General features: G+C 40.4%; 12 protein-coding genes. 5 read left to right on the forward strand and 7 right to left on the reverse strand.

The genetic code is table 11. The features are described 5' to 3' along the window. Positions 1–168: 168 nt before the first annotated feature. Complete coding sequence (gene glmS / locus LRA01S_RS03640; protein WP_061774280.1) at positions 169–1,986, reverse strand: glutamine--fructose-6-phosphate transaminase (isomerizing); 1,818 nt, start codon at positions 1,984–1,986, stop codon at positions 169–171. Positions 1,987–2,107: 121 nt separating this feature from the next. Then, on the reverse strand, positions 2,108–2,800 hold the full coding sequence (locus tag LRA01S_RS03645) for an XRE family transcriptional regulator (protein ID WP_061774281.1): 693 nt from the start codon (positions 2,798–2,800) through the stop codon (positions 2,108–2,110). A 99-nt stretch (positions 2,801–2,899) separates the two neighbouring features. Here LRA01S_RS03645 and plsY point away from each other — a divergent pair, with 99 nt between their 5' ends. The 5 genes from plsY to nrdF all read left to right on the forward strand — a co-directional run bounded on the left by plsY (position 2,900) and on the right by nrdF (position 7,455). Next, positions 2,900–3,541 carry a glycerol-3-phosphate 1-O-acyltransferase PlsY gene (gene plsY / locus LRA01S_RS03650; RefSeq protein WP_061774282.1) on the forward strand — a complete coding sequence of 214 codons (642 nt, stop codon included), beginning with the start codon at positions 2,900–2,902 and terminating at the stop codon, positions 3,539–3,541. 104 nt (positions 3,542–3,645) lie between these two features. Further along, positions 3,646–3,864 carry a glutaredoxin-like protein NrdH gene (nrdH, locus tag LRA01S_RS03655; protein ID WP_061774283.1) on the forward strand — a complete coding sequence of 73 codons (219 nt, stop codon included), beginning with the start codon at positions 3,646–3,648 and terminating at the stop codon, positions 3,862–3,864. Continuing rightward, entirely contained in the window at positions 3,861–4,217 is a 357-nt protein-coding gene (gene nrdI, locus LRA01S_RS03660) for a class Ib ribonucleoside-diphosphate reductase assembly flavoprotein NrdI (protein ID WP_061774284.1), read from the forward strand. Before nrdH ends, nrdI begins: the two co-directional genes overlap by 4 nt. A gap of 4 nt (positions 4,218–4,221) precedes the next feature. After that, positions 4,222–6,375: a class 1b ribonucleoside-diphosphate reductase subunit alpha gene (gene nrdE / locus LRA01S_RS03665; protein ID WP_061774285.1), complete on the forward strand. Its 2,154-nt coding sequence runs from the start codon at positions 4,222–4,224 to the stop codon at positions 6,373–6,375. Between the two features lie 117 nt (positions 6,376–6,492). Next, positions 6,493–7,455 (forward strand): class 1b ribonucleoside-diphosphate reductase subunit beta, encoded by a 963-nt coding sequence (gene nrdF / locus LRA01S_RS03670; RefSeq protein ID WP_096824036.1) that lies wholly within the window; start codon positions 6,493–6,495, stop codon positions 7,453–7,455. A 55-nt stretch (positions 7,456–7,510) separates the two neighbouring features. Here nrdF and LRA01S_RS03675 read toward each other — a convergent pair whose 3' ends face one another. From LRA01S_RS03675 to LRA01S_RS03695, 5 genes are all read right to left on the reverse strand, one after another. Beyond that, positions 7,511–8,380, reverse strand: coding sequence for a glutathione S-transferase C-terminal domain-containing protein (locus LRA01S_RS03675; protein ID WP_061774286.1), 870 nt, complete (start codon positions 8,378–8,380; stop codon positions 7,511–7,513). 35 nt (positions 8,381–8,415) lie between these two features. Next, positions 8,416–8,553, reverse strand: coding sequence for a hypothetical protein (locus LRA01S_RS03680; protein ID WP_004260832.1), 138 nt, complete (start codon positions 8,551–8,553; stop codon positions 8,416–8,418). Positions 8,554–8,680: 127 nt separating this feature from the next. Then, a complete protein-coding gene (arsC, locus tag LRA01S_RS03685; protein WP_061774287.1) occupies positions 8,681–9,091 on the reverse strand; it encodes an arsenate reductase (thioredoxin) in 411 nt (136 codons plus the stop codon). A 183-nt stretch (positions 9,092–9,274) separates the two neighbouring features. Then, positions 9,275–10,489 (reverse strand): L-lactate MFS transporter, encoded by a 1,215-nt coding sequence (locus LRA01S_RS03690; protein ID WP_061774288.1) that lies wholly within the window; start codon positions 10,487–10,489, stop codon positions 9,275–9,277. Between the two features lie 38 nt (positions 10,490–10,527). Continuing rightward, positions 10,528–12,682: flavocytochrome c (locus LRA01S_RS03695; protein WP_061774292.1), on the reverse strand; the 2,155-nt coding region annotated here is incomplete at its 5' end.

Here is a 12,682-nt window from a genome sequence, read left to right on the forward strand (position 1 = left end):
ATAATCAAATGGTAATATTTAAGTTTATTTATATAATCATTTTATAATAAAAATTAGACAAAAACAAGATGTGTTAATAGATTATGAATAAAAATTAAAAATTAATCAACATTAAAATGCTAATCATTATGAAAAAAAACAACCTTAAAGATTGTTTTTAAAGATCCTCTATTCAACTGTCACTGATTTCGCCAAGTTACGTGGTTTATCAACATCTAAACCACGATGTAAGCTAGCATAGTAAGCAATCAATTGTGTTGGGATAACCATTGAAATACTTGATAAGTAAGGGTGGACGTTATTGATTACAATATCGTCGCCCTCAATAGCAGCGTCTTGTTCGACTATTGTCACAACGTTTGCACCGCGTGCTGCAACTTCAGACACATTGCCACGGGTGTGGGCTGCAACTTTCGGGTTGTTAGAGATGAGGGCTAATACTGGTGTGTTGTCTTCGATTAAGGCAATCGTACCATGTTTGAGTTCGCCTGCTGCAAAGCCTTCACACTGGATGTATGAGATCTCTTTGAGTTTGAGACTAGCTTCCATCGACACGTAGTAATCTTGTCCGCGTCCGATGTAGAAGGCGTTACGAGTTGTTTCAAGCAATCCTGTTACTTTGCTTTCAATCAGCTCTTTTTCAGACAAGGTCGCTTCGATTGATTGCGCGACAATTGAAAGTTCATGTACGACATCAAAGTTTGCTGCTTTATCATTGTGAATCGCAGTTCCTGTGGCTTTTGCCAAGAATGCCAAGGCTGCGATTTGTGCAGTGTAGGCTTTTGTAGAGGCTACTGCAATTTCAGGGCCAGCATGTAAAAGCAGGGTGAAAGTTGCTTCACGTGACAGGGTTGAGCCTGGCACATTAGTGACTGTCAAACTTGGAACGCCTAATTCATTTGCTTTCACTAAAACTTGACGGCTATCAGCAGTTTCACCTGACTGTGACAAGAAGATAAAGAAAGGTTTTTCAGAAAGGCGTGGCATGTTATAGCCCCATTCTGATGCAATGCCAAGTTCAACTGGTTTTTCGACTAAGTCTTCTAGTAAATACTTGCTGGCATAACCAGCATTATAAGAAGTTCCTGCTGCGATGATGTAGATTCGGTCTGCTTCAATCAAGGCATTAACAATCGCTTCGTCTATCTTAACCTTACCTGCTTCATCTGCATAGATTTGGCTTAGCTTACGCATGACAGCTGGTTGTTCATCGATTTCTTTGAGCATATAGAAAGGGTAGGTCCCTTTACCGATATCTGATAGGTCAAGCTCGGCTGTATAGCTATCACGAGAAAGAATTTTACCTTCTAAATCATGAATTTCAACAGCATCTTTTGTCAAGACTACCAATTCATGGTCGTGAATTTCCATGAATTCACTTGTTTCACGAATCATGGCCATGGCATCCGAACAAACCATGTTATAACCATCTCCAAGACCAATCAAAAGCGGTGATTTGTTTTTCGCAACATAGATGACATCTGGTTCAGTCGCATCCATCAAAGCAAAGGCGTAAGAGCCTTCAATAATCTCTAAGGCTTTTTTAAAGGCTTCAAGTGTACTGAAGTTTTCAGTTTCAGCAAGTTTTGCAATTAAATGAACGGCTACTTCTGTGTCAGTCTGACCATTAAAAGCATCTCCTGCTAAGTATTCGTTTTTGATTTCAAGGTAGTTTTCAATCACACCATTGTGAACGAGTACGAAACGCCCGTCAGTTGAGGTATGAGGATGAGCATTCGTTTCTGATGGCTTACCGTGTGTTGCCCAACGTGTATGACCAATGCCTGCTGTTCCTGCCATTTCGATGCCAATCTTTTCTCGTAAATTAGCAATGCGACCAACTGACTTGATCAGTTTAGCGTTTTGATCTTGATTGGTTACAAAAATTCCTGCACTATCATACCCTCGGTACTCAAGTTTTTCTAATCCTTGCATCAAAATATCCCGCGCATGTTTATTTCCTACTACTCCGACGATGCCGCACATATCATTCCCCTTTTTAAAATTGGTATAGTTCAATAATTCGTTTTAAGAACTTGATATATGTATGATAAACCAAAGTTTTTAGAATGTCAAGCTAAAAAATTCACTTTATTGGTCTAGTTAATTAAACATCAACTGGATAAAAATTGCCTATGATTTTCCCGACAATTCTTGGTTCTTCATCATAGGGGGCAAATTTATCCTGATATTTTTCATTAATAGAAACAAGTCTTAAACCGTCTTCTTCCTTATAGACTTTTTTGATATAGGTTTGCCCCTCCCAATCAATGGCATAAATCGCCCCGTCATAATCAAAAGTAGTATCCTTGATCAAAGCAACAGATCCATCAGCATAAACTGGCTCCATTGAATCGCCGTAAACCCAGCTGGCAAAGTCATAGGATAATTCAGTATCGAAATAAACAGTATCATAACTGCCATCATCCATGTAAGAGAATCCTGTGCCGGCTGATAACTTTTCATAGACCTTGTAAGGAAACAGCTTAACAATTTTTTCTGCTGCTTCTTGATTTTGTTCTGTTAATTGTGCTTGTGTATAGGTCATCACTTTTTCCTTTCGTTTATCTGTTAATTGATGAAATGCTGATAATAAATCAGTCTCCTCATCTTTGACTAGGGCTTCATAGGTAACACCGAAGATATTGGAAAGCTTTATTAAATTTTCCTTCTTAGGTTTTGTTTTACCCCGTTCCCAGGCAAAATAGGACGTATTGGCAACACCGATTTGTTTTGATACTTCTCGTTGAGATAGCCCTTTTGCTTCCCTTATTTGTTTTAAATTACTTGCGATTGTCATTCTGACCTCCAATCAGCTTGTTAGTTTTTTAAACTAACACTAGTATATAATTTTTTTTATACCATGTCAAATCACCAGATTTTTTGTTATAATGTAGAGATGACAACGATATTATTATTACTAGTCGCCTATTTGTTAGGATCGATCCCTTCGGGTCTGTGGATTGGTCACTATTTTTTCCACAAAAACTTACGTGACTTTGGGTCTGGTAACATTGGTACGACCAACACTTTCAGGATTTTAGGTAAGAAAGCCGGAACAGTCGTCTTTGCTATAGACTTGCTTAAGGGCACATTAGCGACGGTTTTACCGCTACTCTTTGGGATAGCGACAATCTCGCCAGCCTTATTTGGCTTGTTTGCAGTCTTAGGCCATACTTTTTCAATCTTTAACCATTTCCAAGGTGGTAAGGCTGTCGCAACGACAGCTGGTGTCATTTTAGGTTATAATCCATGGTTTATCTTACTACTCGCCGTCTTTTTCTTTACCAGCTTCTACTTAACAAGCATGGTGTCATTTGCAAGTGTGCTGAGTGCGGCTGTTGCAGCTATTTTTGTTTTAGTGTTGCCTGCTTTTCATCTGATCTTTGCTTCCTATGATTGGCTCTTTACAAGTATTATTTTATTTCTGGCTTGCTTCATTATTATCCGTCATCGTGATAACATCGCGAGAATTCGAAATAAAACCGAAAATATTTTTAACTTCGGTTTAAATATAACCCACCAAAAACACAACATCTAGTGGGTTATTCGAAAAAACATCACAATATCTAGTTAAAATTGTTGACTAGATATTTTTTTATTGCTAAAATATAGAGACAATAAACTTATAAAAGGGGTGTCCAAATGGTAACCGTATTTTCAAAAAATAATTGTATGCAATGTAACATGGTTAAAAAATGGTTGGCTGATAAAGCTGTTCAATTCAAAGAAATCAACATTGATGATGAACCACAATACATTGAACAAATTAAAGCCATGGGTTTCATGGCAGCACCAATCATTGTTAAAGATGAGGTTTCATTCTCTGGCTTCCGTCCTGCTGAATTGGCAAAATTGGTATGAAGATCGCCTATTACAGTGTGACACGACAAGTTAGTCGTTTTGTTAAAAAGCTAAACTTGGCCAGTGATCAAGCTGTCGAAGTCTCTGACACACTCATCTTATCTGAACCGTTTATCCTGATTATCCCAACTTACGAGAAAGAAATTCTCCAAGAAGTTTGGGATTTTATGGTTGATAATGCTGAATTTTGTCAAGGCATCATCGCCAGTGGGAACCGTAATTTTGCTGAGCTTTATGTTTATTCTGCTAAAGATCTATCGGCCGAGTTTAACTTGCCGATTTTATATGATTTTGAGTTCAATGGTACTGATGAAGATGTCACTGCTGTCAACTCTATCTTAGAAAGCTACTAAACCTATGTCTTTAAAAACTTTGGAAAATGTTTCTTATTTCCGTTTAAATAATGAAATCAATATCCCTGTCAATGGTCAAATTCCGTTGCACAAGGACCACGAAGCTTTGCTTGCTTTTTTTGAAGAAAATGTGCGACCTAATCTTAAAACCTTTCCAACGGTTGCAGAAAAAATCGCCTACCTATTAGAACATGACTATATCGAATCAGACTTTATCAAGAAGTATTCGATTGCGTTTATTACAGAACTTTCTGACTGGCTCTATGCGCAAAACTTCCAGTTTAAATCTTTCATGGCTGCCTATAAGTTTTATCAACAATATGCCCTGAAAACAAATGATGGTGAGTTCTATCTGGAAAATATTGAAGATCGCATTTTGATGAATGCTTTGTATTTTGCGGATGGCGATACTGAATTAGCCCAGTCGTTAGCTGATGAGTTGATTCACCAACGTTATCAACCCGCAACACCTAGCTTCTTAAATGCTGGTCGTTCTCGTCGTGGCGAGCTCGTATCGTGTTTCTTGATTCAAGCAACTGACGATATGAACAGTATTGGCCGTTCAGTCAATTCAGCCCTACAACTTTCCCGCATTGGTGGCGGTGTTGGGATTAACCTCTCTAACCTCCGTGAAGCTGGTGCGCCGATTAAAGGCATTGAAAATGCTGCTAGCGGAGTTGTACCTGTCATGAAACTTTACGAGGATAGCTTCTCCTACTCTAACCAACTTGGTCAGCGTCAAGGGGCTGGTGTGACTTATCTCAGCGTTTTCCATCCTGATATCATGGCCTTTTTATCAACTAAAAAAGAAAATGCTGATGAAAAAATCCGTGTAAAAACTTTGTCACTCGGTGTAACAGTTCCAGATAAATACTATGAACTTGTACGCGAAAATGCGGATATGTTCTTGTTTAGTCCATATGATGTCGAACGTATCTATGGTAAACCTTTCAGCTATATTGATATTACTGCTGAATACGATAACCTTCTTGCCAATAACGACGTCAAAAAATATCGCATCCGTGCCCGTGATTTAGAGCAAGAAATTGCTAAACTCCAACAAGAATCTGGTTATCCTTATATCATTAATATTGACGTGGCTAATAAAGCAAACCCAATCAATGGTAAAATCATCATGAGTAACTTGTGTTCTGAAATCCTGCAAGTTCAATCCCCTTCAGAACTTAATGAAGACCAAACTTATAAAACTTTAGGAACTGATATTTCATGTAACCTGGGCTCGACTAACGTTGTCAACTTGATGCAATCTCCTAACTTCGAGAAATCAATCGATAGCATGGTTAAAGCTTTGACATTTGTCACTGACCATTCTGATATTGATGCTGTGCCTACCATTAAAAATGGTAACCGTAAAGCGCATACGATTGGTCTTGGTGCGATGGGGCTCCACTCTTACTTCGCTAAACACCATATCGCTTATGGGTCACCTGAGTCAATTGAGTTCACAGATATCTATTTTATGTTGTTGAACTTTTATACCCTTAAATCGTCTATGAATTTTGCCCGTAAAACCGGTCAAACTTTTGATGACTTTGACAAATCAGCCTATGCTGACGGGACTTATTTCGAGCAATATATCGAAGACAAGCAACTTTCTGATAAAGTAGCTACTTTATTTGAAGGCATCCATATTCCAACTGCTGAAGACTGGCGTGAACTCCGTCAAAACGTCATGACACACGGTCTTTACCACCAAAACCGACTTGCAGTGGCACCAAATGGTTCGATTTCATATATCAACGACGTTTCTGCAAGTATTCACCCTATTACCCAACGTATCGAAGAACGCCAAGAAAAGAAAACAGGAAAAATCTACTATCCGGCGCGTGATTTAGCGACAGATACGATTCCTTACTATACAAGTGCTTATGACATGGATATGCGTCGTGTCATCGATGTCTATGCTGCAGCGACAAAACATGTCGACCAAGGCTTGTCAATGACCCTGTTCTTGCGTAGCGAAATGCCTGTTGGTCTATACGAATGGAAAACAGATACCAAGCAAACAACGCGTGATCTGAACATCCTACGTAACTACGCTCACCATAAAGGCGTTAAATCAATTTACTACATTCGGACATTTACTGACAACGGTGATGAAGTTGGTGCGAACCAATGTGAATCTTGTGTGATTTAATGACCATCATCAATAAGCAGACTGCCGCATATCGTGTAGTCTGCTTATCGCGTTGATCTTTAAAATAGGATTATTGCCCAACTTGGGACGTGATCTGATTAGAAACGGAAAAAATTAATGATAAATCCAAACTTTACCAAGGCTATCAACTGGAATAATATCGAAGATTTAATTGATAAATCAACTTGGGAAAAATTAACAGAGCAATTTTGGCTAGACACTCGTATCCCACTTTCAAACGACTTAGATGACTGGCGGAGCCTGTCTGACGTTGAGCGTAATTTAGTTAGCCATGTTTTTGGTGGCTTGACACTGCTCGATACAGTCCAATCTGACACTGGGATGGACTCTCTACGTGCTGATGCGCGGACACAACACGAAGAAGCTGTCCTCAACAACATCCAGTTCATGGAATCTGTCCACGCTAAGTCTTACTCATCTATCTTCTCAACACTCAATACCAAAACGGAGATTGACGAGATCTTCTCTTGGATCGATACCAACGAAAACCTCCAATACAAGGCCCAAAAAGTCAACAGCATCTACAAAGGTGGTACGCCACTTGAGAAGAAAATCGCATCTGTCTTTCTAGAAACCTTCCTCTTCTACAGCGGTTTCTATACGCCTTTGTATTACTTGGGCAATAACAAACTGGCTAATGTCGCAGAAATTATCAAATTAATCATCCGTGATGAGTCAGTCCATGGCACTTATATCGGTTATAAATTCCAACTTGGTTATGAGGAACTCTCTAGTGAAGAGCAAGAAAAGCTGAAAACTTGGGCTTACGAACTCTTATATGACCTCTATGCCAATGAAGAAATCTATACCGATGATCTCTATGGCGTTTTAGGTTGGTCTGAAGACGTTAAGACTTTCTTACGTTATAATGCCAACAAAGCCTTGATGAACCTCGGATTTGATCCACTTTTCCCTGACAATGCGTCAGACGTTAACCCTATCGTCATGAATGGTCTCTCAACTGGTACAGTTAACCACGACTTCTTCTCACAAGTTGGTAATGGTTACCTACTTGGTCAAGTTGAAGCTATGAGTGATGATGACTACGTCTTTGAATAAACAATAGAAAAAACTCTTCAGTCTTGAAAAATAGACTGAAGAGTTTTTATTCGGTTTACTGATCCCAAATACTGGTATCCGGGCCTAAAGGCACGATCTGATTAGGATTTTCCTCTAAGTTATTCAAGGCAAATCCCTTTTTGATGGCATCGAAGTTTGTCGTTTCCCGAAAAGCAGGCATTTGATAAAGCTCTTTCGCATAGCGCCAGAGGTTTGGAAAATCTATCAAGCGATTGCGGTTGGCACGGAAGGTTGTATAGTAGGCCACGTCAAAGCGTGCTAGGCTTACGTAGAGGCGGATGTCGCTATCCGTCAGCTGATCACCGAAAAGGAAGCGACTGTCTGCTAGACGCGCTTCTAGCTGGTCTAAGCGGTTGAAAAAGATATGGAAGTGTTTTTCATAATCAGCCTGTGTTTTAGCGCCTTTGATTTTGTAGACACCTTGGTTGATTTCGGCAAGGAGGATGGCATTTAGCGCATCAATCTCTGTACGTAGATTTTCTGGATAGAGATCAGGTGCGTCTGTTTTTACGAAGTCCGTGAAGTTGGTTTCGATTTGCTGCATGATTTCTTGCGACTCGTTATTGACGATTTTTTTCGTGGTCACATCAACAATGACTGGAATCGTGGCACGTCCTGGATAGTTGGGATCTGTTTTCTTATAGATCGCCATGACATAGTCGACATCTAAGATAGGATCACGATGCCCTTCGTCTAGAGAAAACTGCCAGCCTTTTTCAGTGATGACTGGATTGACTTTGCCTTCACTGATGATATCTTCAAGACCCAGCAAACGACGAAGGATCGCCACGCGCTGACTCCAAGGACAAATCTCGCTCCAAATCAAGCGATAACGAGCTGCTTCGATTGGAAAGGCATCACTCCCAAGTATGCCTGAAAAATGTGGTACTGCTGTTTTAGTCATTGCTTCTCCCCCTCTTACTTTTCCCCTAATTTTGATTATTTATTGTAGATTTTTGGTCCTTTACGCATGTGTTTCCGGTCATTTTTGGTTGGCGTTTCTTGATTGGAACGACCTCCACCGGCTTGTTTCTTCTTGATGATTTCTAACATCTTTTCTTTGGTTGTTTGATTCAATTTATTTCTCCTTCATAAAAAGTCGGCAATGCGACTATCTGTTCTATTATAACAGAAATAATAGGTTTAGCTAGTTGATCCTGTTTTTAAAGGTAGAAAAATTATAATTCCATTGTTTGGAAGCTTATCATTCAAGATTTTGGACGTATATTTTGATTAAATCACGCGTTTTAGCAAATGCTTGCGCGATTTCTTCTTCAGTACCCGTTATTTTGGCTGGATCTTCTAAATCCCAATGTACTCTTTTAATATTAGATGGTGTCACTGGGCATTTATCATTGGCATCTCCGCACAAGGTGATGATCAAGTCAGAGCTAAATAAATAATCATCATCAATTAATGTTGACACTTGATGACTGATATCAAGACCATCATCAGCCATCGTTTGGACTGCTCTTGGATTTAGCCCATGTTTTTCAAGACCAGCGCTCTGAATGTCCCATTCGGGATGATATTTTCTAGCATAGCCTTCGGCCATTTGACTGCGACATGAATTGCCAGTACATAAAAAATAGACTTGCAGTTTGGGTATTGTCATGATTTTCCTCCACTTTGATCGGCGTTAACTTATTCTATCTTTTTTGTGGTGAATTAGCAATGCGCTTCTTTCCCAGCCATCCTATCTTCTAAAGCAAAAAAATAAGACACTGTGCCCTTAAGCGATTGTAATCACTCAAGGGCATAACGTCTTATCACAGCATCAAACGATTAGTACAAGGCCTTAGTTTTGAGCCGTACCTTTTGTTTTTTGATAAACAAAATTTAAAATCAAACCAACCACAGCGACTGCTATCGCCACATAAAAGGCTTTTGAAAAATCACCATGGTTACTCTTGGCAATGCTGACAGCAATTTTAGGGCCGAAGAAAGCCGCAACAGAATAACCACAAAAGACGATACCATAGTTGACACCTTGGTTGATTGGGCCGTAGTTTTCCATCACAAGCGGTGGATAAACCCCCATGACACCACCAAAGCAGATGCCCAAAATCATGATACTGATTGCAAAGCCTGTATCTGATGATAGGCTAAGTAATAACACAAAGGCTAGTATAATCACACCTAGAATGATATACAAGGTATTATTTCGACCTAATTTATCAGAGACCGTGCCCCAAATCACGCGCCCTAGACAGTTACTCAAGGAGTAAAGACTGACATAAAAGGCTGCGGTTGTTGGGGTTAAGCCAAACATCTGCTGACCGATAACTGAGGCATTTGCCGCAATCATCAGGCCTGAGAAAGCGCCTGTAAACATCATTAAGAAAATGATATAAAAAGTAGGTGTTTTCAGCATATCTAGCCAATTTTTATTGACTTTATCAAGCTTTTCTTGCCCTGCTACAGGTTGCGCAGTTTTTGGTGTCTGATTGCCTGATGCAGATTTGATAAACAAACTTGCGATGAGGATAATCACCATATAGGCAATTCCTAAAACTCGGAAGGCAAAAGTGACATCATAATTTTGGATAAAGAAATTGGCAATCGGTGCCGCAATAATCGCAGCCCCGCCCATACCAGCGGTAATGATACCTGCTGCAAGGCCTTTTTTATCAGGGAAAAGTTTAATGGTGTTACTCAGACAACCTGAGTAAGCCAAACCTTGACCGATACCTGCCAAAAGGCCATAAGTCAGATAAAGCATGGTTGGACTTGTTGCTAAACCAGATAGGCAAAAGCCAAGACCAAACATGAGACCACCAACTGTAATCGACCATTTTGCCAGACCACGGTCTGTGAAAAAGCCACCTATAATCATGGGAATGGGTGCGACTGCTGAATTTATCGTAAAAGCCAGCATAATTTCGGGCATACCCCAACTTTTTGTCGCACTTAGTGGTCCTGCAAAGACGCTAAAGGCATAGATAGCCCCTGTACAAAGTAAGACCACCGTTGAGGCGATAAGTACTTGCCATCTGTTCATATTCTGTTTCATATTTTTCTCCGTCTTTTATCGCATAATGCGATGAAGGCTTATGTCAACTTATCGACAACAACAGTTTTACCTGCAATGCGGCCAAAGGTGAAGATATCTGTTAAGGAATTCCCACCCAAGCGATTACCGGCATGAATCCCACCAGCTACTTCACCAGCTGCGTAAAGTCCTGAAATGATTTTGCCAGACTGATCTAAAACATGGGTTTTAGTATCAATTTTCAAACCGCCCATGGTATGGTGAACCGCTGGTTTTCTTGGTGTCGCGTAGAATGGTGCTGTGACAACTTTCAAATCAAAGACGTCTTTACCAAATTCTGGATCTTCACCTTGATCAACGTAGGTATTATAGTTGTTAATCGTTGTCACGAAGGTTTCAGGGTCAATTGACAGTTGTTTAGCCAACTCTTCAAGCGTATCTGCTCTGTACAACGTGCCATTTTCAACTTGTCTATCAATTTTCTCTTGACTGGTATTATAAGCTGTATTTTTGATATGTTCATCCGCAATCAGATAGAATAAACCACCATTATCAATCGCTGCTTGAGTTAATTGGTCACGGCTACCATATTCATTGACAAAGTGCTTACCGGATGTATTCACCATGATAAAGTTTTGAGGTGGCACTTGTAGCCCACTGAATAAAGCACCGGTTTCAGGGTCAGATACTGGCATCATTTGAGAGAAGCCCATCCCGGTCAAATCTGCACCAGCACTTTGACCTAAGATAATCCCGTCACCTGTAATCGCAGGTGAATTGGATGTCTTAATGTCATCATCAATATCTGTCCAATAGGTATTGTAGGCTTTAAGCATTTGCGTATTGGCACCGAAACCTCCGGTTGTTAGGATAACTGCTTGGGCGCGAACAGTTACCTTGCCTCCTGCTAATCCTGTCCCTTCGATACCTGTGACGTTACCATTTTCAATAATTAAAGCATCAACTGGCGTATCTGTAATGATTTTTCCGCCATTATTTTCAACAAAGGTTTGCAAGGCAGAAACGAAAGCGTAGCCTTCACTTTTCAATGGCTTGTGACCACGACGCCACAGTGCGCCAACTGGCATCGTCACTTCTTTTTGGTCAAATTCAACGCCGATTTCTTCCAACCATTTCACAGACTCTAAAGCACGATCGGTCAAGATTTTAACTAAATCATATTGACCATAGATGACATTACCAAGTTGGTCTGTCCGTTTGCCGCCGAAATAAGTTTGCAGTCGATGGAAAATAGCTGAATCAAACAAATAACCTGTTTGACCATAGATATCACTGAGATAAGCTGCAACTTGTGTTTTAAAGACTCTAAAGTCTTCCAAGTATTCTGCATCGATTTGACTTTCGTCAATTGCGGCCATTTCTTGAAGTGTGTGGCTCTCACCAGCATTGGCTGTAAAAGTATTTTGCCAAACTGGGTCTGCCGCATTCATTGGCCCGCCAGTACGAACGGTATTGCCACCGACTGCTGGGAATTTCTCAACAACAATCACGCGCTTACCTTGTTGTAAGATACTTGCTGCCGCAGCTAATCCAGCACCACCAGCACCGACAACCACAACATCTGTTTCATATGTTTCATCTCCATGGTATTGGGCGCTTGGTGCTTTTGCACGTTTTCTCAAGGTATCAGGATTGGCACCTGCCATTTTCACAGCTTTTGCCACACCATCAAGCACACCATTACTTGTCACAGAGGCGCCTGACAAAATATCAACATTGAGCGTTTGGCCTTCAATAATTTGTGTCGGAATTCGTGTAAAGACGACATCTGCAATCCCTTGAGACTCGCCAGAAGTATCAATGTCGATGTTCTCGATTTTTTCTTGACTGAATTTAACAACCATTGGTAAATCGCCATTGTGTCCAGGCGTTGTCACCGCATATTCACCAGCCTCAAAGACCACTTCTTCAGGAATATTGAGAATATTTGCGACTTCAGTGAACTTCATAAATCGAAGGAAACAGCTCTCAAGGAAGTCAATCGTGCCTTCGTTTTTGAGTTGACCTGCTTTATCAAAGGCGTGATTTGCTTGTCCTAGCAAAAATTCATATCCCGGCATCACAACTGCATTCACCCCAGGTGCATCTAAAATTTGGCGCAAATGGAGTTGGGCCCGAGAAGAGCCTTGCACATCTAACGATGCGCCAACGATCATCACTGGCTTGCCATCAAGCGGATGAAGAGTGAAAGAC

It is taken from the genome of Pseudolactococcus raffinolactis NBRC 100932 (assembly GCF_001591765.1).
Taxonomy (GTDB): domain Bacteria; phylum Bacillota; class Bacilli; order Lactobacillales; family Streptococcaceae; genus Pseudolactococcus; species Pseudolactococcus raffinolactis.